Genomic DNA, 20,936 nt, shown 5'->3' on the forward strand with positions numbered 1-20,936 from the left:
CGGCAACATGGCGCCCCTGATACCGGCTATCACCAGCGATTGCAAAGCTATATTACCATCGAAGTCGACCAACAGCCGATTCGGTTTCCACCTTCACTCAACATTGGCGGGCCTGTTTCGCTGGGCATTCGCATCACGGATGTTCCTATGAAATGCATCGTTACCGGTGGCGCGGGCTTCATCGGCAGTCACCTCGTCGACCGCCTCCTCGACGACGACCATGAGGTCGTCGCGCTCGACAATTTCGTGATCGGACGCCCCGAAAATCTGGCCTCGCGTGTCGATTCTGGTCGACTGAAGATCGTGCGGGCCGACGTCACCGAACTCGAATCGATCAAGCCGCATTTCGACGGCATCGACTGGGTGTTTCATCTCGCCGCGCTGGCCGACATCGTCCCCTCGATCGAGTCCCCGATCCCGTATCACCGCGCCAATGTCGACGGCACGATCAACGTTCTCGAGGCTGCCCGGCAGGCCGGCGTCAGCCGCTTCGTTTATGCTGCGTCGTCCTCCTGCTACGGAATTCCCGATGTCTATCCGACGCCGGAGAGCGCTGAGATCCGACCGATGTATCCTTATGCCCTCACCAAGAATCTCGGCGAGCAGTGCGTCATGCACTGGTGCCAGGTCTACAAGCTGCCCGCGGTCGCGCTGCGCCTGTTCAACGTGTACGGGCCGCGCCATCGCACCACGGGCACCTACGGCGCCGTGTTCGGCGTGTTCATGGCGCAGAAGCTCGCCGGCAAGCCCTTCACGGTGGTCGGCGATGGCGAACAGACCCGCGACTTCACCTTCGTCAGCGATGTCGCCGATGCTTTCGTGACCGCCGCGCGCTCCGAGGTCTCGAACGAGATTTTCAACGTCGGCTCCGACAACACCTACAGTGTCAACCGGCTGGTTGAGCTTCTCGGCGGCGACAAGGTCCACATTCCCAAGCGTCCCGGCGAGCCCGATTGCACCTATGCCGACATCACCAAGATCAAGCGGATCCTGAAATGGACGCCGAAGGTAAGATTTGAGGACGGGGTCGCGACGATGCTGAATTCGATGGATCAGTACAAGGACGCTCCCCTGTGGACAGTGGACAAGATCGCGGACGCCACGAAGGACTGGTTCAAATATCTCGCAGACAACAACGACGCGCCATCCGGCGCGCCGCAGAAGGCAAGCCAGTGAACAGGTTCGCCGGGTATCGTTGCCGCGAATCGATCAATTCCGGGCCGCCCGGCTGAGGCCGGCCGGCGCTTTAGGTAATTCACATGGGCTATATTCCGACCGACAATCCCGCGTTGAACGACCAACTGGCGGAGCACGAAAAGATCAGGACAATCGAGGAACTGGGCGAGATCGCGCGCTCCGCGCAAGCGCGGGGCCGGAAGGTTGCACTCTGCCATGGCGTCTTCGACCTCGTGCATCTCGGCCATATCAGACACATCCAGGCGGCGCGCAACGACGGCGACGTCGTCATGGTCACGATCACCGCCGACCGTTACGTCAACAAGGGACCCGGTCGGCCGATCTTCCCCGAAAACATGCGGGCCGAGATGCTGGCCTCGCTCGCGACCGTCGATTGGGTCGGCATCAATCACACTTCCAGCGCCGAGCCGATCCTGGATACGGTGCGGCCGGACATCTATGTGAAGGGGTCTGACTATGAAAACCCCGAAGACGACGTAACCGGCAAGATCCGGACCGAGCGCGACGCCGTCGAGCGTCACGGCGGGCGCATCGTGTTCACGCGCGACGTGACATTCAGCTCCTCGTCGCTGGTGAACCGGTATTTCGACATCTACGATCCTCCCCTCCGCGACTACCTGCAAAAAGTCCGTGAAGGTGGCGGCGCCGATCGCCTGCTGAAGCTGATCGACAAGGTGCAGGACATGCACGTCGTGCTGGTCGGCGACACCATCATCGACGAATACCAGTACGTCACGGCGCTCGGAAAGGCCTCGAAGGAAAACATCGTCGCCACGCTGTTCAAGAGCGGCGAGCAATTTGCGGGCGGCGTCATTGCCGCGGCGAACCATGTCGCGAGCTTCTGCAAGTCGGTGGAGGTCGTCACGACGCTTGGTGGCAACGACTACCCTGAGGAGTTCATTCGGGCGCATGTCCGCCCGAACGTCACGTTGACGCCGATCCGCCTTCAGGGCCGTCCGACGACCCGCAAATCGCGGTACGTCGAGCTCGGATATCTGCACAAGCTCTTCGAAGTCTACACCATGGACGACACGCCGCTCGACGAGGCCGATCGGAAGGAGATCGACCGTATCACGACGGAGCGCGTCCGTGGCGCGGACGTGGTGATCGCCACCGATTTCGGTCACGGCATGATCGCGTCGAGCACGATCGACATCCTGATCGCCAACTCCAGATTCCTGGCGGTCAATGCCCAGAGCAACAGCGGCAATCACGGCTACAACCTGATCACGAGGTATCCGCGGGCCGACTACATCTGCATCGACGCGCCGGAGGCGCGTCTGGCTGCAAGCGACAAGTTCAGCGACATCGCGTCCGTGATCGAGGCCGGCTTGCACGGCAAGATCGACTGCGACAACATGATCATCACGCACGGCTCCTTCGGCTGCTACCCCTTCTCGTCGAAAACCGGCGTCACGCGCGTCCCCGCCTTCACCAAGACCGTCGTCGATACCGTCGGCGCGGGCGACGCCTTCCTAACGATCACCGCGCCGCTGGTTGCCGCCGGCGGCAATATCGAGGACGTCGCCTTCATCGGGAACGCAGCCGGCGCGATCAAGGTCGGGATCGTCGGCCACCGCAGCTCGGTCGAAAAGGTGCCGCTGGTCAAGTTCGTCACCGCGCTGTTGAAGTAGCGCGACGGCAGATACTGGAGAACGACAGTGATTGGTCGAAAATGGAATGTGATGGTCACCGGTGGTGCCGGCTATGTCGGTAGCGTGCTGGTTCCCCAGTTGCTCGCTGCGGGCCACAAGGTCACCGTGCTCGACCTGTTCATGTATGGCGAGGACGTGTTCGATGCCGTCCGCGACAATCCCAATTTGCGCCTGATCAAGGGTGACATCCGTGACGAAGCCGCGATCAACGAGGCCCTGCGCGGCAACAACGCCGTAATCCACCTCGCCTGCATCTCCAACGACCCGTCGTTCGAGCTGGACCCGGGGCTCGGCAAGTCCATCAACTACGACTGCTTCCGGCCGATGGTGCGCGCCGCCAAGAAGGCTGGCATCAAGCGCTTCATCTATGCCTCCTCGTCCAGCGTCTACGGAATCAAGGACGAAGCCGAGGTGACCGAGGACCTGTCCTGCGAGCCGCTCACGGACTACTCGAAGTTCAAGGCGATGTGCGAGACCGACCTAGCCGACGAGGCCGCGTCCGGGTTCGTCGCCTGCACGGTTCGCCCCGCCACCGTCTGCGGCTACGCACCGCGACAGCGGCTCGACGTCGTCGTCAACATCCTGACTAATCTCGCGGTTAACACCGGCCGCATCCGCGTGTTCGGCGGAACGCAGCGCCGGCCCAATTTGCACATCCAGGACATGTCAGCCGCTTATCTGTTCCTGCTCCAGCTGGATGACGCAAAGATCGACGGCAAGACGTACAATATCGGCTACGAGAACCACTCGCTGATGAAGATCGCCGACATCGTCAAGTCGGTGGTCGGCAGCAATGTCGATGTCGTCGTCGAGCCGACCGACGATCTCCGCTCCTACCACGTTTCTTCGGAGAAGATCCGGCGCGAGCTCGGCTTTGCGCCGTCCCATACGATCGAGCAGGCCGTGTCCGGCCTCGTTGACGCTTTCAAGGCGGGCCACCTGCCGAACTCGCTTAACGACCCCCGGTACTTCAACATCAAGATGATGCAGAACATCAGCCTGAAGTGAGCGGCGTGCGGATCGGCATCGATTTCGACAACACGATCATCTGCTACGACAAGGTCTTTGCCGCCGTCGCACTTCAGCGTGGGCTGGTGCCGGAAGGGTGGGAGGGGCTGAAGACCGACCTACGGGATCATCTCCGGTCCAGCGCGGGCGGCGAGCTCGCCTGGCAAGGACTGCAAGGCTTCGTCTACGGCAAGGGAATTGGCGGCGCCGAAATCTATCCGGGCGTGCGGGAATTCCTGGTGGCGTGCAAGCGGGCCGGCTCGAAGGTCTGCATCGTCAGCCACAAGACCCGATTCGGTCATCAGGACCCCGACCGCACCGACCTGCGCGACGCGGCGCGCGGCTGGCTGCGGGGAGCCGGCCTGATCGACGCTGCGGATGCGGCGCTGGCCGTCGACGACGTCTATTTCGAGCACACACTGGCCGCCAAGGTCGAGAGGCTCGCGAGCCTGAAGCTGGACGTCTTCATCGACGATCTGGTCGACGTCTTCGAGCAACCGCATTTTCCGAAAACCACGCGATCGATCCTGTTCACGCGGTCGGAGCCTCCTCACCCCGAACACTGCAAGCCGATCGCGACATGGGCCGATATCCGCCGCGAGGTGTTTGCAGCATGAGCGAGAGCGACATCACCGCGCCGGATGCGATGGCAATCGGCAGCCGCCTGGCCGGTGCGCGTGTCGCAGACGCCCAGCCGGCACGGTCCGGCGGCAACAACAGGGTTTTTCGGCTGGAGATGGCGGAGGGACCGCCCCTCGCCCTCAAGCATTATCGGTCCGACGGACGCGATCGCCTGGGACAGGAGTATGATGCACTCTCGTTCCTGGCGCGCCACGGCATCACGTCGACACCACGGCCGGTCGCGAAGGACGCGGATGCGTTCTGCGCGCTGTACCAATGGTTCGACGGCGAACCTGCGGTGCTGCGCCCCCAGGGCGACGATGCCGATCAACTCGCCGATTTCCTCATCGGGCTGCAGAAGCTGCGCGACGCCGAAGGCGCGCAGCATTTGCGCAACGCCTCAGCCAGCATCTTTTCGCCAGAAGCGGCCATCGCCCAGTACGAGCAGCGCCTGGACGCATTGAGGCGGGCATTGGATGATCATCCGGACCTGCGCACGTTTATCGAAGGCAGCCTCGTTCCCAGCACTGCCGTCGCGATTCGGCAGCTCCGCCGGCGCTACGCGGAACTGGGCCGGGGTCCCTCGGTGGACCTTGCGCCCACCCATCGCGCGCTGAGTCCGTCCGACTTCGGACTGCACAACGCGCTGCGCGCCGAAGACGGGCGCTTGCGATTCATCGACCTCGAATATTTTGGCTGGGACGATCCGGTCAAGCTCGTGTCCGACACCGCCATTCACCCCGGCAGCGACCTGCCGGAAGCGAGCGCGAATCGCTTGATCGAACGGCTGTCGCGCGCCTTCGAGGCGAGCGATGACGCGTTTGCGATCCGCCTTGACGTACTATATCCTGTGTTCAAGGGAATCTGGTGCCTGATTGTCCTGAACGCGTATTTGCCGGACAGCCGCTCCCGGCGCGCAATGCCTGCGCAAGGTGGCGATGTTAGGATCCGCCTCGCCGGTCAGCTCGACAAAGCCCGCCGACTTCACCAGACGATTCGCCCAACCGATTTACCGAAGTGACCCGGATCTCACCCCACGCTGAAACCGCCCTCGCCTGCACGCTGGATGAGCGCAGCCTCTATCTGCGCCGCCTGGTGCTCGGTTCTGTCCGCTCTGCGGGACGCGGACATGTCGGTCCGGCATTGTCGCTGATCGAGATGGTCCGCGTGCTCTACGACGACGTGCTGCGGATCGATCCGAGCAATCCGCGCGATCCGACCCGCGACCGCGCGATCCTCAGCAAGGGACACGGGTGTCTGGCACTCTATGCGCTCTTGGCCGATCGCGGATTCTTTCCGCTGTCGGAGCTGGACGGTTTCTGCGGCCCCGACAGCATTTTGGGCGGACATCCCGAATACGGAATGGTGCCGGGGGTCGAGGCCTCGACCGGCGCGCTCGGACACGGACTGTCGATCGGTGTCGGCCTGGCGCTCGCCGCGCGCATGCGCGAGCGGACCTACCGTACCTTCGTCCTTCTCGGCGACGGCGAGATCAACGAGGGATCGGTGTGGGAAGCTGCCATGGGCGCGGCCAAGCACGGGCTCGACAATCTTGTCGCGCTGATCGACTACAACAAGCTGCAGAGCTACGGGCCCACCGATTACGTCCTGCCGCTGGAGCCGCTCGCGGACAAATGGCGCAGCTTCGGCTTTGCCGTGCAGGAGCTCAACGGCCACGACGTCGGCGCCCTGCGCACTGTCCTGAAGCAGGTCCCGGCCGTTCCGGGAAAACCCACAGCGATCATCTGCCATACCGTCAAGGGCAAGGGTCTGCCGGCCGCGGAATCCAACGCGGATTGGCATCACAAGAACAAGCTCACCGACAGCGAGCTCGACGCCATCCGCGTCGCCGTCGGGGATTTTTGATCGGCTTCTCATGCGCAACACCGCGATGAACATGGTCCACAAGCTCGCCGCGCGCGACGAGCGTGTGCTCTACATCGGCTCCGATCCCGGCGCAGGTACCTTGCGCGCGATGAGCAAGGAGTTTCCCAAGCGCCACCTGATCGAAGGCATTTCGGAAGCGCACATCATCGGCATGTCGGCAGGTCTCGCGATGGAAGGCTTCGTGCCCTACGTCAACACCATCGCCACGTTTCTGACCCGCCGCTGCTACGAGCAGGTCGCGGTCGATCTGTGCCTGCACAATCTGCCGGTGCGGTTGATCGCCAATGGCGGCGGGCTCGTCTACGCCCCGCTCGGCCCCACCCACCAGGCGATCGAGGATATCGCCATCATGCGGGCGCTGCCGAACATGACGGTGGTCTGCCCGTGCGACGCCGACGAAGCGGCGCGGCTGATGGGGCAAACGCTCGACTGGACCGGGCCGATCTACATCCGGCTCGGCAAAGGTGGCGACGCCGTAGTCTCAAAGGCCGAGCACGGCTTCGAGATCGGCAAGGCCATCCTGATGCGGCCGCCAGGCGACGTCGTCATGATCACGACAGGCATCATGCTCCAGCGGGCACTCGCTGCGGCCGACCTGCTGGCCGCGCAAGGCATTCGCGCCGGCATCCTGCACATGCACACGGTCAAGCCGCTCGACACCAAGGCGCTGCTGCAAGCGATCCGGGGTATCAGGCTAGTGGCGACGCTGGAGGAGCACGTGCCCTCGGGCGGCCTGGGCAGCGCGGTCGCGGAGACGCTGATCGACAAGCTCGGCTCTGGCCTGCCCGCGATGCTGCGGTTGTCGTTGCCGGACCGGTTCATGCACAATTACGGATCGCAGGACTCGCTGCTGAAGAAGCACGGACTTTCCGCCGACGCCATTGCGACCTCGATCGCGCGCGCGCTTCCCGCCTCATACACCTCCTCTCCGCAACTTCATTCCACCTGACGGGTCCCATGCACGACGTTCGATATTCCTATCTGCTCGAGCAATTCTCCGACCCAGCACCGATCCTGGCCGAGATCGGCCGACTGGTGGCGACGGGTGACTTCACTCTGGGCAAGCCGGTCGCGGAATTCGAACGGCGCTTTGCCGAGCTGATCGGCGTGCGTCACGCCATCGGCGTCGGATCGGGCACCGATGCGCTCAAGCTGCCGCTCAAGGCGCTCGGCATCGGCCATGGGGACGAGGTCATCACGGCCGCCAACACCTTCATCGCCACCGTCGGCGCCATCGCCGAGACCGGCGCGACCCCGGTGCTGGTCGACTGCGACGACTCCTTCTGCATGAACGTCGACTACGTCGAAGCCGCGATCACGGAGAAAACCAAGGCGATCATGCCGGTTCAATTGACCGGCGAGGTCACCGACATGGGCAGGCTGATGGCGATCGCCCAGCGTCACAACATCCCCGTGGTCGAGGATTCCTGCCAGGGCATCCTGTCGGAATTCGCGGGAAAGCGGTCCGGCACCCACGGTATCGCGGCCGGCTTCTCCCTGCATCCGCTGAAGAACCTCAACGTCTGGGGCGATGCCGGCGTCGTCGTCACCAACGACGACGGGATGAACGAGCGGCTTCGCCTGATCCGCAACCACGGCATGAAGAATCGCGACGAAATCGCGATTCTCGGCTGCAATTCGCGGCTCGATTCCCTCCAGGCGGTCGTCGGCAACTGGCTGATCGGCCAGACCAGCGAGATCACGCGCCGTCGAATCGAGAACGCGGCCTATTACGATGCAGGCCTCGCGTGCCTGCCCGGCCTGCGCATTCCGCCGCGCCGGCCTAACGTGAAGCACGTCTACCATCTCTACATGGTGTTCGCCGAGCGCCGCGACGAGCTCTACAAACACTGCCTGGACAACGGCATCGAAGCGAAGATCCACTATCCCATCCCGCTGTATCAGCAGGAAGGCCTCAAACACCTCGGCTACGCGCCAGGCACCTTCCCGGTCTCCGACCGCCATGCCCGGGAAGTCATCAGCTTCCCCGTCGACCAGCATCTGACACGGGCGCAGCAGGACCGCGTCATCGAGATCGTTCGGGCGTTCTGCCATGGACGCTGACACCGGCCGCCGGCGCATCGGTTACGTCAATCTTCCCGCCCAATTCGAGGAAGAGCGCGTTGAGATCATGCAGGCGGTCGAGGGCGTATTCCGGCGCGGCGATTTCATCGGCGGCGCGGCCATTGCCAAGTTCGAAGAGGAGCTCACCACTTATATCGGCTCGCCGCATGTGGTGACGCTGAATTCCGGCACCGATGCGCTGATCCTGTCCTTGAGGGCGCTCAACATTGGTCCCGGGGACGAGGTGATTACCCCACCCAATTCGTTCGTGGCATCGACCGCGGCCATCATTGCCGTCGGCGCCAAGCCCGTGTTTGCGGACGTGCTGCCGGACCAGAATATCGATCCCGCCGCAGTTGAGGCCGCCGTCACCTCGCGCACCAAAGCGATCATGCCGGTGCACCTGACCGGACGCATGGCGGACATGAACCCGCTGATGGCGATCGCGGCCAAGCACGCTCTCGCCGTGATCGAGGACAGCGCGCAGGCCGTCGGCTCGACCTATGACGGGCGGATGAGCGGGACCATCGGAACGTTCGGCTGCTTCTCCGCCCACCCGCTGAAGAACCTCAATGCCGCGGGCGACGCCGGCTTCGTCGTCACCGCCGACGCCGAGCTTGCCGCGAGAATTCGCCGCCTGCGCAATCATGGCCTGATCAATCGCAGTGACGTCCAGGAATGGGGCATCGTGTCACGCCTCGACACGGTCCAGGCCGAGGTGCTCCGGATTCGCTTGCGTCACCTGCCCTCTGTCATCGAACGCCGGCGCCGCAACGCCGCGCAATACCGCGCCGAGCTCGCCGGCCTTCCCCTGTTCATCCCGCTTTGTCGCAACATCGAGTTCAACACCTTCCACACCGTCGTCGTGCAGACGGACCGTCGCGATAGCTTCCAAAAATATCTTGCCGACAAAGGTATCGAGACCGCGATCCACTATCCGGTACCGATCCACCTCCAGGAGGCGGCTGCGCATCTTGGCCACGGTCGCGGCGCGTTCCCGGCGACCGAGCGGCAGGCAGATCAGATCCTCACGCTCCCCATCAACCAGTTCCTCTCGACCTCGGACATCAGCTATATTTGCGCGACCGCCCGGGAGTACTTTGCATGACGGACACGGCTTTCCTCGAGGCCGATGAGCAGGCATTGGCGCAACGTTTCATCGATGACGGCTTCGTCACCACGCCGGCCGACGATCGCGCCGGGCTCGACCGGATCCAGCGGCGCGCCGCCGAGCTCGCGGCGGACTTTTTGAAGCTGCCACACGGCAACGACCCCTACGCGATGCTCGACACCATCCACACGCGGGTGAGCGTCGATGATCTCAACGGCCTGCGGCTGCACGTCTTCAACGGCCTCAATGCAGAACCCTGGTTCCGGCCGACCTATTTCCGTCTGGCGCGCTCGACGATCGAGACCATCGTCGGCAACGAACTCTGCATGCAGCGCCGCGTCAATCTCAGCATCCAGCTGCCCGGAGACGATTCGTCGCTCCTCGCCACCCATTCCGACGTCTGGTCGGGCGACTCGCCGTTCGAGGTCGTGGTGTGGGTACCGCTGGTCGACGTCCACCGCACCAAATCGATGTATCTGCTGCCGCCATCCCTGAACGGCGACATGCAGGACCGGATGGCCAGCCTGCGCAGCGCCGAGGAACTCTACCAGACCATCAAGCCGCACGCGACCTTCATCGAGATTCCCTACGGTCACGTGATGCTGTTCAACCAGACCCTGATGCACGGCAATCGCGTCAACGAGGAAGCCGGCTCGCGTTGGAGCATGAACTGCCGCTTCAAGAGCATCATGTCGCCCTATGCGGACAAGCGATTCGGCGAATTCTTCGAACCGATCCTGCTACGTCCGGCGACCCGCGTCGGCATGCAATACAAGCTCCCGGGAGGCTTCCATGGCTGAGCGAGCCGGCCATCGCGGCTATATCGGCGCCCGGCCGCTGAACGGCAGCCGCACCCCGCAGCACGTCCAGAACATCGTGATCCGCGACTACGCGCGGCGGAAGAACCTGCATTATCTGCTCAGCGCCGCCGAGCACACTATGCCCGGCAGCTACATGGTGCTCGAGGACATCCTGGACGAGTTGCCTCGATTGCGCGGCTTGATTCTCTACAGCATCTTCATGCTGCCGCCCGACGAGGCAAGGCGGCGGAAGATCTATGACCGCGTGCTGAGCGAGGGCTGCGACCTGCACGCGGCCGTCGAGGAGATCACGCTGTCCTCGCGCGACAACATTCAGGCCGTCGAGGACATCCTGCTCGTCAACAAATTCGCGACCATCCTGTGACGATGCCGCGGACCGGTTGAAAACAATGACCGAGATCAACCTGCTCCAGCCAATGCACGCATCGACCAAGCGGCACTACGTTCAGCGGGTCGTCGAGCACGACAAGGCGGAATCTGCCACTGTCGCGCGGCAATGGGGACGCGACTACTGGGACGGCGACCGCCGCTATGGCTATGGCGGTTATAGCTACGACGGACGGTGGCGGCCGCTCGCCCAGACCCTGATCGACCGCTACGGCATCAAGCCCGGGATGAGCGTGCTCGATGTCGGCTGCGGCAAGGGCTATTTGCTCTACGAATTCACCCAACTCGTCCCTGGCCTCACCATCGCCGGCATCGACATCTCCGACTATGGCATCGCCAATGCCAAGGAAGAGGTGCGACCGCAATTGAAGGTCGGCAGCGCCGTCGAGCTCCCCTACCCCGACCACAGCTTCGATCTCGTGGTGTCGCTCGGCGTGCTCCACAATCTTCCGCTCGAGGACGTCTTCCGCGCCGTGTCGGAGATCGAGCGCGTTGGACGCGGCACCTCGAAATATCTGATGGTGGAATCGTTCCGCGACGAGCGCGAGAAGGCGAACCTGCTCTACTGGCAGCTCACCTGCCTGAGTTTCCATGGTCCGAAAACCTGGGCCTGGATCTACGACAAATGCGGCTACCGGGGCGACCATGGGTTCATCTTCTTCGAATGAAGCAACGGGCCTGCGCCGGCCGGCCTCGCTGCGAGCGCAAAATCTTGAAGTGTATTATTCGGACGACGCCATCGTCACGGCGGACGACGCCACGATCGCGGAACTGAAGCGCATCGCCGCAGGCAATCCGCGTCTGCGCAGCCGGCTGTGCATGCATCCCGACCCCTCGTCCGGCCTGCACGAGATGCTGATCGTGCATCATCGCGAGGCCTATGTGCGGCCTCACAAGCATTTTGGCAAACCTGAGTCGTTTCATTTGATCGAGGGTACCGCGCAGGTCGTGATCTTCGAGGACGACGGCCACATTCGCGACGTGCTAGAGATGGCGCCGTACGGTCGGGGCGCGCTCTGCTACTACCGGATGCCCGAGCAGGTGCTTCACTCGATCCTGATCACCTCGGAGTGGCTGGTGTTTCACGAAACCACCGCCGGTCCGTTCGATCCCTCCCGCACGGCGTTTCCCGACTGGGCTCCGGATGGCGGCGATGCCGCGGAAGTGCAGGACTATGTCACTAGGACCGGTGCGCTCGCCGCGAAGCATCTGGCCCATCGCCATACTTCACGAGCCATTCCAGCAGAGGTTGCTACCGATGACTAATCATTGCCGCCTCTGCCATTCGACCAATTTGCGCCCGGTCATCGACCTCGGACAGATGCCGATTGCGCATCGGCTTCGGCACAGCCGCGACGAACAGGACGAACGGTATCCGTTCGAGGTGTTCGCCTGCGGCGAGTGCGGCCTGCCCCAGATCGTGAAGCCGATCGATCCCGACATTCTGTATCGGCAGTTCAACTACAATTTCAGCAGCTGGAAGCCGGAGCCGCACCAGGTCGACGAACTCGACACCATCGCCAAATTCTCGAGCCACCAATCCGTGTTCGAGATCGGATGCAACGACGGCCTGTTCATGGACAGGCTTCGCGAACGCGGCGCGAAGGTTTTGGTGGGCGTCGAGCCCAACCCGGTGTCCGGCAAGATCGCCCGCGAGCGTGGCGTCAAGGTCTATGCCGACATGATCAGCCCGGCGCTGTCTCACGACGCGGTTGCCGAGGCCGGCAAGTTCGACCTCGTCGTGTCGCGCCAGGTGCTGGAGCACATCGTCGATTTCGAGAACTTTTTCGACTGCGTGAAAATCGCGCTACGCGACGACGGGCTGCTGTTCATCGATGTGCCTGATTTCGCGCCCGGCTCGACGGCGGGCGACCTCTCCGTCCTGTGGGAGGAGCACGTCAGCTATTTCACCGAGCCGACGCTGCTGTCGCTGCTGGCGCGCCACGGCTTCGAGGCGGTGTCGGTGAAGAAGTACAATTTCAGCGGCGGCAGCCTCGCGATTGCAGCGCGACGCGCGACGCGCGACGTGACGACGCCGGCCGCGCCGTCCGGCGTCGGCGAGAAATTCGGTCGGCGCGCCAGGGAGTACGGCGCGCGTCTTCGCCCGATCCTCGCCAAGGCCCGCGCCGACGGCGCCGAGATTGCCATCTACGGCGCCGGCTGCCGCGCCTGCACCTTCACCAATGCCCATGAATTTGCGGATCTTGTCGACCTCTCGGTCGACGACCAGAAGGAGCGCCAGGGCTTGTTCCTGCCCGGCACCGGCATTCCGATCCGCCCGCCGGAGGACCTCGCCGGCAAGTCGGAGCCGCTCGTCTGTCTTCTGGCCGTGAACCAGGAGAACGAAGACAAGGTCGGCAGCCGGCTGCGTGAAAACGTGAAGCGTCCGCTCCACATCGTTTCGATCTTCGCGCCCTCCGACATCTGGAGCGAGCTCGATCGTCTCGAGGCGGCCGCAGGGTCGCGGCATGGCTGAGGACAAGCTCTTCAACTATTACGAACGTCAGGACGTCCTACCGACGTTCGGGAATTTCAAATCCGCCGCCGAACTCGAAGCCTATGCCGGCCTGCGGCGCGAGTTGTTTTCGGACAAGCTGGTGCTGCCGCCGCGGTTGTTCCGCGACGCCGACATGCTCGAATTCGGCCCTGATTCCGGCGAGAACGCGCTCGTGTTTGCGAGCTGGGGCGCGAACATGACGCTCGCCGAGCCGAACCGGCATGCGCACGCAAAAATCCAGGCTTACTTCGCGCATTTCAGCCAAGCCCAACGTCTCCGCGAACTCGTGTCGTTCGACGTCGAAGGATTTCGTAGCGATCGTCGTTTCGACATTATCGATGCCGAAGGATTCATCTACACGGTGCAGCCGACTGAAAATTGGCTCGGCATCTTTCACCGGCTGCTCAATCCGGACGGTTACGCCGTCGTTTCCTACTACGAGCGCTACGGCGGCTTCTTCGAGCTCGCGCTCAAGGCGATTCATGCGGCCGGCAAGGCACTGACGGGCCGTCCCGGGCTCGAGACGGCGAAGCTGCTGTTCGACGCGAAATGGAACAGCATTCCGCACACGCGCAGCTTCGAATCCTGGCTGATGGACGTGCTCGAGAACCCTTTCGTCCGGCACCGCTACTTCCTCGACGCGGGGGCCTTGTGCACGGCGGCGCACGAGCAGGGGTTCGATATCTGTTCGGGGTGGCCCGTCTATCGCGACAGCCTGGACGTCTACTGGCACAAGAAGGTCCTCTCCGACGACGAGAAGCTGCGCCGCGCGACGCGCCACCTCGGTCGCAGCCGTCTGAGCTTTCTCGGCGGACGGAAGCTCTATCTGGCCGGCAAGACCGAAGCGGTCGAGGCGATCTCGGCTTCGATCGAGACACTGGTTCTCGATGTCGATGCGATGATCGACGATCCCTTCGGCGCCAGCCTGCCCCGTGTGATCGCGAACCTCGCGTCACTGCGCGAGACGATACCGGCGACGGACATTCTTGCCGACGATGCGTCCGACATCGACGCCATCATCGCGACCCTCGACAGCTTCCATCGCATCTTTGACGCGATCGGGCGACGGGATGCGTCCACAGTCACCGCCCTCACCCAGTCAGACCGGGCGTTCATCAACACCTGGGGACAGCCGGCGCATTTCCTCGTTCTCCGGAAACGCTTCGAGGGTCCTAGCAAGTGAGGCCGGGCATTGGCATCATCGGAACGGGCATGGTCGGCCAGATGTGCCACCTCGCCAATTTCGCCGCGAACCCCGCCTGCCGCGTTGTCGCGATCGCGGATCTCCGGCCTGATCTCGCCGCCGCAGCGGCGCAGAAATTCGACATCGCGCGGGTCTACGGCACGCACCGGGAATTGCTGGCGGATAGCGAGGTGTCGGCCGTCGTCGTCGTTACGAAGCGTCGCGCCACCGGCCCGATCGTGCTGGATGCGTTGAACAGCGGCCGCCATGTGCTGTCGGAAAAGCCGATGGCCTACACCGCGGCTCAGGCCGTTGCGCTGGCCGAGGCGGCGCGGCGGCACAACCTCGTCTACAGCATCGGCTACATGAAGCGTCACGACGCCGGCGTGGCGCGCGCGCTGGCCGAGTTGGCGCGCCTGCGAACGGATCAGTCGCTTGGACGCATTGTCGGCGCGCGAGGCTGGTGCTTCGGCGGCAGCACTGGCCGGTCGCAGGACAATTTCGTCATGACCGGCGAAGTGCGGCCGGACGGGCTCGAGCTCTGGCAGGACGGCCCAGACTGGATGCCGGGCGTGATGCTACCCGGCTACGACAATTTTTTGAATGTGTTCAGCCATATCATCAACCTCGCGCGTTACATGCTCGGATCGTCACCGACAGTCGCGGAAAGCACCATCGAGAGCTCGGGCGCGGCGACCGTGACGCTCGACTTCGACGGCGTCGCCTGCGCGCTGCAACTCGCGAACGGATCCGAAGGCGTCTGGCGCGAGGGGCTGAGCATCGCGTTCGAGCGGGGCGCGCTGACCATCGAATTGCCCCCGCCTTTTGCCGAGCAGGAGGCGGAGGTCATCCTCGATCAGCAAGGACAACGCACGCAATTGCGGCGCGACACGAGCTGGGCGTTTCGGCGTCAAGCCGATGCATTCGTCGCCGATATCGTGGAACGGAGGACGCCGCTGGCTTCCGGCGCAGAGTCTGTGGCCGATATCGCCCTTGCGGAGGCGATCTGGAAACGGCAGGTCATCGCCTAGGGCTCACGCCATCTAGCAATATCCAGCCGATCGCTGATCGCCACATCCTAGCTAAGCGTTTGATTTCGCTGGCAGGAGTGGCAGGGCTCGAACCTGCGACCCCCGGTTTTGGAGTACGGGCGGCATCGTATCATCCGGTGCCGCCAAATTCGTTTGCGTAATGAAATCAAGCGGCTCTCCTCGCCCCCTGATCCACCCTATCCGTTCAGTTCTGTCCTGTACTTTCGCCTTTGGGTCCGGGATTGGGTCCAGCAGCGGCCAGCCTCGGCGCGATAGTTCGCTGCCATCTCGAGCCTGCCGGCTCCTCCGGCATGGTCGCGTCGGCCGCCAGCTCAATGCAAAGCCGCTCGAATGCCCGTAGCTTGTCGATGATGCGCTGATCTCGCCCCATGCGGCGGCTCAGGATCCCACGGGTGGTCGCCGTCAAGTCTAGGAGTCCGCCCATGGCCCGGGCCACACAGACAGTGTCGGCCAATGCAGTACATTGCGCTGCTTTTTTCGTTCGAATAAGTTGCGGCAATGAATCCGCGGGCCGGGAATTTCGATCTGATGCGGCTCGTCGCCGCTTCCCTTGTGTTTTGGTCGCACCAGTATCAAATTACAGGGTTCCCTGAGCCCGCCGTGCCGTGGGTTGGCTCGCTGGGTGGATTTGCAGTCTTCGCCTTCTTTGCGATTAGCGGTTATTTGAATTCTCTAAGCATGGTCCGATCGCGTTCGTCGGCGCAATTCCTCGTCAGTCGCGCGTTTCGAATTTTTCCTGCTCTGATCGTTTGCGTCTCTTTGTGCGTCCTGATGGGTGCTGTCGTCACAACCCTCCCGTTAAGCGATTACTTTGCTCCGCCAGGTTTGGGATTCAATGGTCGAAACACGCCATTTTGTTCTTATGGCGGGACTCGATTCTCTTCTTCGGGTTGGATTACAAGCTTCCGGGAGTTTTCGAGTCGAGCCTAGGCACAACTGAGGTGCTAACACCGCTCTGGACGCTTCCCCAGGAGGCAAAGCTCTATGTCTGTTTGGCCATCGTTGCATTAGTTTGCCGGTTCGATGCCCGCGCCATTGGAGGCGCCGTTTTTGTTGTTCTTGGCGGCTTTGCAATCTCCGGCATTTGGAGCGAGCTATTGCCGATCTGGCTCGGCGAGCGGGGCCTGACATGCGCAATTCTTTTCGCCGGTGGGGTCGGCGTTGCTCTGTTAGAACGTTGCCTAACGAAGACGATTGCAGTTGCCTGCTTTACGTCGATCGCGGTGTTGCTCCTGTGGTGTGGCCATAAAGAAACCCTTGCACTCGTGGCGATCGCACCGGTCTGTGTCGTACTAAACACTATCCCGCTGCCCCGGTGGACTGCGCCCAAGCTCGATATCTCGTATGGCGTCTATCTCTATGCTCTTCCAATACAACACCTAACGTCAGACCTGCCTTTAAGCTTCTGGAGCAAGGGCCCTTTTCGCTTTCATGGTCACGCTCCTGATGGGTACACTTTCGGCGCTATTGATCGAGCAGCCTATGCTTCGAGTGCGAAAGCGGATCCGTCCATTGTCTTGGCAAGGCAGTTTATGGCCCGCATCGCCGAGCATGGTGCCCGATCTAAAACACGTCAAAGATTAGCGCGACGCATCTTTCCTTCTTCTTGATTTAATCGTGGAAGCTTTCACACGCGCAGCATCTAGATCGGCCTTTATCTGCGGCATTGCCGCACCAGCGGGTTCTCTACTTGGCGGCGGCTCGTTGAGGTCTCGCGCCCATGGTGCCCCAGCGCGAATAGCTGACGGCGAGTTGGAATCAGTTGAATGCGCGCAAGCTGAGATGAGGAGACCGCAGAGGGTCAACGAACCTGCCCACATAAGGACATGGATGCGCATTGACTCATCCAACCGATTGCCGAAGAATCGATCCTCACATTATAGCACTAGTTCGCCCTGGGAGAGAGGCCCGCCAGCGAACCGGCGGGCCGTACGGCTTACTGCGGAGGCTTCTTCGTCGCGGTTGGCGGTTTCGCTGTGCCGCTCTTCGGGGTACCATAATTCGCTGTGGTACGAGAGCCATAGCCCCCAGGCTTACCATCCATTTTGTTAGCCGATGCCGGCGATGTCATGAACCCGGCGGCGATCACGGCGCCTCCGAATGCAAGAATTACGAACAGGGCAAAAGCTCTCATAATCGACATTTGCTGCTCCCAATATACGTTGTTCAAAATTCGCCACGCGAAATGCGCGTAGCTCGAGCAACGTATTCCAGAGCAAATGGATCGGCGAGTCTTTCCTGTAGGCATCCGAACGAACCGGCCGCCTCCAACGAGAGACAAGGGCGTTGCCCCGGCACAGGTAGCAAGTGAGTGCGGCGCTAACTCATTCCGAACAGAAAAACCCGCCGGCTCCGGTAGCCGACGGGTTCTCAATGCCCATGCGTACCGCGGTACTCGTCACCAATCCGCGATGGTACATCGTAAAGCGGTACCCATTGACGTCAGGTTAGCGAGACTCGGCTTCAGCTGATCCGCCGCTTCGCGGCCAGCGCTGTTGTCGCCGAGCAGATGGAGGCGCAACTCGCGCTGGGCCACCCCATCGACGTGGCCACCCACTCGACGCTCACGTCGACGATGGTCCGGGTCGCCCAGCGGATCGGCATCAACCGCAGGGCGCGGGAGGTCCTGCCTTCGCTGGAGAGCTATCTCAAAGGCAAGTTGGATGAGGACGAGGAGGACGAGACATGATCTCGATCCTCGACGCGGCCTGTGACAGGCACCTCTTCGCCCCTTGGTTCAAGAACCGCGAACACTGGGCCGCGTGGTTCGCCTTTCTTGCTGCCCTGTTCGCAATCGAAATGACGGAGGAGCAAGCTTCGGTGTATCGAGCCTGCACGGGCCGCGAGGCGCTGCCTACTACAGCCGCGACCGAGGCTTGGCTGGCCGTCGGAAGAAGGGGCGGTAAGTCGTTCGTCTTGGCAATGCTGGCGGTATTCATCGCCTGCTTCCGCGACTGCCGACAATTCCTGGCGCCCGGCGAGCGCGGCACGATTATGGTGATCGCCCGCGACCGGCAGCAGGCCCGTATCATTCTCAGATACATCCGGGCACTGCTGCGCGTTCCGCTCCTTGCCCAAATGATCGAGCGCGAGACGGCCGAGGCATTCGACCTCGACAACCAGATCACCATCGAGGTTCACGTCGCCTCATTCCGGAGTACCCGCGGCTATAGCATCGTTGCCGCACTCTGCGACGAGATTGCCTTCTGGCCGACCGACGACGCGGCGGAGCCCGACTTCGAGATCATCAATGCTCTGCGGCCCGGCATGGCGCAGTTCCCGAATTCGCTGCTGCTCTGCGCCTCCAGCCCCTACGCGCGGCGTGGCGCGCTGTGGGACGCTCACCGCAGGCACTTCGGCCGCGATGCCGATCCGGTCCTGGTCTGGCAGGCACCGACGAGGGTAATGAACCCGACGATCCCGCAGGCATTGATTGACCAGGCTTACGAACGCGATCCCGCCTCCGCGAGCGCCGAGTTCGGTGCGGAGTTCAGGTCCGACGTCGAGTCCTTCATCAACCTCGAAGCCGTGCAGGCGTGCATCAGCAGAGGCACGTTCGAGCGCCAGCCGAGAACAGGCTTGCGCTACCTCGCCTTCACTGACCCGAGTGGCGGGTCGTCCGACAGCTTTACGCTTGCCATCGCTCATCGAGAGAACGACAGCCTGATTCTGGACTGTATTCGCGAGATCAAGCCGCCGTTCTCACCCGAAGCCGCGATTGCGGAGTTCGCCTCTACCTGCAGGTCCTACCGAATCTCAGGGATCGTGGGCGACAGGTACGCGGGCGAGTTTCCCAGAGAGCAATTTCGCAAGCACGGCATCAGTTATGACGTCTCAAACAAGTCGAAGAGCGACCTGTATCTCGACTTGCTGCCGCTCCTGAATAGCCGCCGGGCTGAGTTACTCGACAACCCGCGACTCGCCGCCCAGCTCATCGCCCTGGAGCGCCGCACTGCCAGGAGCGGTCGGGAATCAATCGACCATCCCCCGGGGGCTCACGACGACCTCGCGAACGCTGTCGCCGGCGTTCTCGCCTCCAACCTCGCCGTCCGCTCGGGGCTTCGCATGTTCACCTATCCAGTAGTGGGTAGCAGGCCCGGCTGCGAGATCGATCCTAAAACTATGCGCCCGATTGAGCGAGAGCGAATTCGGTGGCTGAAGGTGAACTAATCGCAACACTACGAAGTCCTAAATTGAGAAGGAGACCGCAATGAGGCGCTTGACCCAGAACGAGATAGCCATACGGATCGTGCCGACCCATCTGCGCTGGCCTGAAGCGTCCACGAGCGTCGTCTGGAGGCTGCTGCATGAGTGCGTACAGCAGCTTCACGACTTCGCCCGAACCTTTGATAGCGACTGTACTGAGATCGAGGGAAGCAGACAGCTCGCCCGTGATGAGATCATGCGACGCCGCGCCGAGGTCGGCCACCGGGCGATGAAGCAGCTGGCTGTGTTCAGGCCGTTCGATAGTGCCAGCGTGGCAGCCACCAGGGAAATCGAGCGGCTGCACAGACGCGAGGAGCTGACGCCGCAAGAGTCAGAGGCGAAGCAGAAGTTGATCAAGGCGCTGGACGAACTACGAGGTGGACTCGCCGCGATGGAGCGACTTCTGCTGGAGAGGAGTAAGATACGGCAGAGGTCTGCCTATTGCCTGCACTATTGAAGTGGTCAGTGACCCAAGCATATTGTCCGCTGGCTGATTGCCTCAGCGTCGTGCCTGCGCGTTCCGCGGCGGGACCTTCGAACGCTCCTGTGCCAGATCCAAAGAAAAAACCTCGCGCAAAGCCAGGGCTGGACAAGCACTGCCCGAGGCAAATTCCGCGCTGATGGGGCGCCTCTGCGGCGAGCAGTTTTGGATTCGGATCAGGTTATAGGCGATCAGATTAAGCAGGAAGTCGGCGGCGACGCGAGCGATGCCCCAATGTTTGTTCTTGCGCATGGTGCCATGCTGCTTGCCCCATCCGAAAATGCACTCGACCATCGCCCCGGGCGATTGCGACATGCCGAATCCCGGATGCCGCGTGGTTCGTTCGTCGATCGCTTGATGGCCTGGTTCTGTGTCACATGAGGCGTCACGCCGAGGGCGCGAAGATTGGCGACATGATCGGCGGTATCGTACGCCTTGTCCTCACCAGCCGTGATGCGACGACCTGCGGGCTTTGGGTCTCGCCTTCAGCATGACCTCCGCAGCCCGGCGTTCGGCGGTGCCATTGGCATGCGTGACCCTGCCGGGCACCGCCAGCAGATCGACGGAAGAAGATAGCGTTTACTTGCTGAGTTTTTCCCATTCGTCGCGGATCTCTTTACTACCATGCCGCGCCAGATCAATTGCTTCTGTCTCGCCGGGAGCACCCATCAGCTTTACGGCGCCTGATTTTGGTTCCGGTCCTGCTGAGCCTCCCTTCACGCAGCGCTGCGGGGTGAAGTACTGGTGACAAAACAGCACCATAGGC

At 62.5% G+C, this 20,936-nt stretch carries 21 protein-coding genes and 1 pseudogene; 21 read left to right on the forward strand and 1 reads right to left on the reverse strand.

The genetic code is table 11. The annotated features are described in order from the left end of the window. Positions 1-147: 147 nt before the first annotated feature. The 21 genes from ABIB80_RS33555 (at position 148) to ABIB80_RS33655 (ending at position 20,146) form a co-directional block, all read left to right on the forward strand. Positions 148-1,176 (forward strand): SDR family oxidoreductase, encoded by a 1,029-nt coding sequence (locus tag ABIB80_RS33555; protein WP_007602976.1) that lies wholly within the window; start codon positions 148-150, stop codon positions 1,174-1,176. Between the two features lie 83 nt (positions 1,177-1,259). Then, positions 1,260-2,831: a PfkB family carbohydrate kinase gene (locus ABIB80_RS33560; protein ID WP_354129018.1), complete on the forward strand. Its 1,572-nt coding sequence runs from the start codon at positions 1,260-1,262 to the stop codon at positions 2,829-2,831. Between the two features lie 27 nt (positions 2,832-2,858). Then, complete coding sequence (locus tag ABIB80_RS33565) at positions 2,859-3,860, forward strand: NAD-dependent epimerase/dehydratase family protein (RefSeq protein ID WP_007602964.1); 1,002 nt, start codon at positions 2,859-2,861, stop codon at positions 3,858-3,860. 5 nt (positions 3,861-3,865) lie between these two features. Beyond that, complete coding sequence (locus ABIB80_RS33570) at positions 3,866-4,477, forward strand: HAD family hydrolase (protein WP_245286052.1); 612 nt, start codon at positions 3,866-3,868, stop codon at positions 4,475-4,477. Further along, positions 4,474-5,502, forward strand: a complete 1,029-nt coding sequence (locus ABIB80_RS33575; RefSeq protein WP_219684100.1) for an aminoglycoside phosphotransferase family protein — start codon at positions 4,474-4,476, stop codon at positions 5,500-5,502. The genes ABIB80_RS33570 and ABIB80_RS33575 overlap by 4 nt, the downstream gene beginning before the upstream one ends. After that, complete coding sequence (locus ABIB80_RS33580) at positions 5,499-6,347, forward strand: transketolase (RefSeq protein ID WP_007602953.1); 849 nt, start codon at positions 5,499-5,501, stop codon at positions 6,345-6,347. The genes ABIB80_RS33575 and ABIB80_RS33580 overlap by 4 nt, the downstream gene beginning before the upstream one ends. A 10-nt stretch (positions 6,348-6,357) precedes the next feature. Continuing rightward, entirely contained in the window at positions 6,358-7,317 is a 960-nt protein-coding gene (locus tag ABIB80_RS33585) for a transketolase family protein (protein WP_007602952.1), read from the forward strand. Between the two features lie 8 nt (positions 7,318-7,325). Further along, positions 7,326-8,432, forward strand: a complete 1,107-nt coding sequence (locus ABIB80_RS33590; protein WP_007602951.1) for a DegT/DnrJ/EryC1/StrS family aminotransferase — start codon at positions 7,326-7,328, stop codon at positions 8,430-8,432. Further along, a complete protein-coding gene (locus ABIB80_RS33595; RefSeq protein WP_354129019.1) occupies positions 8,422-9,540 on the forward strand; it encodes a DegT/DnrJ/EryC1/StrS family aminotransferase in 1,119 nt (372 codons plus the stop codon). Before ABIB80_RS33590 ends, ABIB80_RS33595 begins: the two co-directional genes overlap by 11 nt. Then, positions 9,537-10,343: a sporadic carbohydrate cluster 2OG-Fe(II) oxygenase gene (locus tag ABIB80_RS33600; protein WP_007602949.1), complete on the forward strand. Its 807-nt coding sequence runs from the start codon at positions 9,537-9,539 to the stop codon at positions 10,341-10,343. The genes ABIB80_RS33595 and ABIB80_RS33600 overlap by 4 nt, the downstream gene beginning before the upstream one ends. Then, the gene (locus ABIB80_RS33605; RefSeq protein ID WP_007602948.1) at positions 10,336-10,728 is read left to right on the forward strand and encodes an LIC12192 family sporadic carbohydrate cluster protein; all 393 of its coding nucleotides are present in this window, start codon (positions 10,336-10,338) and stop codon (positions 10,726-10,728) included. The genes ABIB80_RS33600 and ABIB80_RS33605 overlap by 8 nt, the downstream gene beginning before the upstream one ends. 25 nt (positions 10,729-10,753) lie before the next feature. Then, positions 10,754-11,419 carry a class I SAM-dependent methyltransferase gene (locus tag ABIB80_RS33610; protein WP_007602947.1) on the forward strand — a complete coding sequence of 222 codons (666 nt, stop codon included), beginning with the start codon at positions 10,754-10,756 and terminating at the stop codon, positions 11,417-11,419. Beyond that, entirely contained in the window at positions 11,397-12,017 is a 621-nt protein-coding gene (locus tag ABIB80_RS33615) for a WbuC family cupin fold metalloprotein (protein WP_007602946.1), read from the forward strand. Before ABIB80_RS33610 ends, ABIB80_RS33615 begins: the two co-directional genes overlap by 23 nt. Then, positions 12,010-13,227, forward strand: coding sequence for a class I SAM-dependent methyltransferase (locus ABIB80_RS33620; protein ID WP_219684103.1), 1,218 nt, complete (start codon positions 12,010-12,012; stop codon positions 13,225-13,227). Before ABIB80_RS33615 ends, ABIB80_RS33620 begins: the two co-directional genes overlap by 8 nt. Beyond that, the gene (locus ABIB80_RS33625; RefSeq protein ID WP_007602944.1) at positions 13,220-14,431 is read left to right on the forward strand and encodes a class I SAM-dependent methyltransferase; all 1,212 of its coding nucleotides are present in this window, start codon (positions 13,220-13,222) and stop codon (positions 14,429-14,431) included. Before ABIB80_RS33620 ends, ABIB80_RS33625 begins: the two co-directional genes overlap by 8 nt. Then, the gene (locus tag ABIB80_RS33630) at positions 14,428-15,462 is read left to right on the forward strand and encodes a Gfo/Idh/MocA family protein (RefSeq protein ID WP_219684105.1); all 1,035 of its coding nucleotides are present in this window, start codon (positions 14,428-14,430) and stop codon (positions 15,460-15,462) included. The genes ABIB80_RS33625 and ABIB80_RS33630 overlap by 4 nt, the downstream gene beginning before the upstream one ends. Before the next feature lie 549 nt (positions 15,463-16,011). Further along, on the forward strand, positions 16,012-16,413 hold the full coding sequence (locus ABIB80_RS33635) for an acyltransferase family protein (protein WP_246649278.1): 402 nt from the start codon (positions 16,012-16,014) through the stop codon (positions 16,411-16,413). An 11-nt stretch (positions 16,414-16,424) separates the two neighbouring features. Continuing rightward, positions 16,425-17,093, forward strand: a complete 669-nt coding sequence (locus tag ABIB80_RS33640) for a hypothetical protein (RefSeq protein WP_246649279.1) — start codon at positions 16,425-16,427, stop codon at positions 17,091-17,093. A gap of 899 nt (positions 17,094-17,992) precedes the next feature. After that, a complete protein-coding gene (locus tag ABIB80_RS33645) occupies positions 17,993-18,172 on the forward strand; it encodes a hypothetical protein (RefSeq protein ID WP_219684107.1) in 180 nt (59 codons plus the stop codon). After that, on the forward strand, positions 18,169-19,653 hold the full coding sequence (locus ABIB80_RS33650; RefSeq protein WP_246649281.1) for a terminase large subunit domain-containing protein: 1,485 nt from the start codon (positions 18,169-18,171) through the stop codon (positions 19,651-19,653). Before ABIB80_RS33645 ends, ABIB80_RS33650 begins: the two co-directional genes overlap by 4 nt. A gap of 40 nt (positions 19,654-19,693) precedes the next feature. After that, positions 19,694-20,146 carry a hypothetical protein gene (locus ABIB80_RS33655; RefSeq protein WP_354129020.1) on the forward strand — a complete coding sequence of 151 codons (453 nt, stop codon included), beginning with the start codon at positions 19,694-19,696 and terminating at the stop codon, positions 20,144-20,146. A 42-nt stretch (positions 20,147-20,188) separates the two neighbouring features. On the opposite strand, the pseudogene ABIB80_RS33660 reads toward ABIB80_RS33655, so the two are convergent. Continuing rightward, positions 20,189-20,584, reverse strand: a pseudogene (locus ABIB80_RS33660) (hypothetical protein); the annotation flags it as partial. Between the last annotated feature and the right edge of the window lie 352 nt (positions 20,585-20,936).

It is taken from the genome of Bradyrhizobium sp. i1.15.2 (genome assembly GCF_040548425.1).
Lineage (GTDB): Bacteria > Pseudomonadota > Alphaproteobacteria > Rhizobiales > Xanthobacteraceae > Bradyrhizobium > Bradyrhizobium canariense.

What these genes read in the sequence shown, in the direction of transcription:
- ABIB80_RS33615 (WP_007602946.1), top strand. Translation starts at nt 11,397, where the DNA reads ATGGGTTCATCTTCTTCGAATGAAGCAACGGGCCTGCGCCGGCCGGCC.
- ABIB80_RS33585 (WP_007602952.1), top strand. Translation starts at nt 6,358, where the DNA reads ATGCGCAACACCGCGATGAACATGGTCCACAAGCTCGCCGCGCGCGAC.
- ABIB80_RS33600 (WP_007602949.1), top strand. Translation starts at nt 9,537, where the DNA reads ATGACGGACACGGCTTTCCTCGAGGCCGATGAGCAGGCATTGGCGCAA.
- ABIB80_RS33590 (WP_007602951.1), top strand. Translation starts at nt 7,326, where the DNA reads ATGCACGACGTTCGATATTCCTATCTGCTCGAGCAATTCTCCGACCCA.
- ABIB80_RS33625 (WP_007602944.1), top strand. Translation starts at nt 13,220, where the DNA reads ATGGCTGAGGACAAGCTCTTCAACTATTACGAACGTCAGGACGTCCTA.
- ABIB80_RS33610 (WP_007602947.1), top strand. Translation starts at nt 10,754, where the DNA reads ATGACCGAGATCAACCTGCTCCAGCCAATGCACGCATCGACCAAGCGG.
- ABIB80_RS33555 (WP_007602976.1), top strand. Translation starts at nt 148, where the DNA reads ATGAAATGCATCGTTACCGGTGGCGCGGGCTTCATCGGCAGTCACCTC.
- ABIB80_RS33620 (WP_219684103.1), top strand. Translation starts at nt 12,010, where the DNA reads ATGACTAATCATTGCCGCCTCTGCCATTCGACCAATTTGCGCCCGGTC.
- ABIB80_RS33645 (WP_219684107.1), top strand. Translation starts at nt 17,993, where the DNA reads ATGGAGGCGCAACTCGCGCTGGGCCACCCCATCGACGTGGCCACCCAC.
- ABIB80_RS33575 (WP_219684100.1), top strand. Translation starts at nt 4,474, where the DNA reads ATGAGCGAGAGCGACATCACCGCGCCGGATGCGATGGCAATCGGCAGC.
- ABIB80_RS33655 (WP_354129020.1), top strand. Translation starts at nt 19,694, where the DNA reads ATGAGGCGCTTGACCCAGAACGAGATAGCCATACGGATCGTGCCGACC.
- ABIB80_RS33560 (WP_354129018.1), top strand. Translation starts at nt 1,260, where the DNA reads ATGGGCTATATTCCGACCGACAATCCCGCGTTGAACGACCAACTGGCG.
- ABIB80_RS33605 (WP_007602948.1), top strand. Translation starts at nt 10,336, where the DNA reads ATGGCTGAGCGAGCCGGCCATCGCGGCTATATCGGCGCCCGGCCGCTG.
- ABIB80_RS33635 (WP_246649278.1), top strand. Translation starts at nt 16,012, where the DNA reads ATGCGGCTCGTCGCCGCTTCCCTTGTGTTTTGGTCGCACCAGTATCAA.
- ABIB80_RS33650 (WP_246649281.1), top strand. Translation starts at nt 18,169, where the DNA reads ATGATCTCGATCCTCGACGCGGCCTGTGACAGGCACCTCTTCGCCCCT.
- ABIB80_RS33595 (WP_354129019.1), top strand. Translation starts at nt 8,422, where the DNA reads ATGGACGCTGACACCGGCCGCCGGCGCATCGGTTACGTCAATCTTCCC.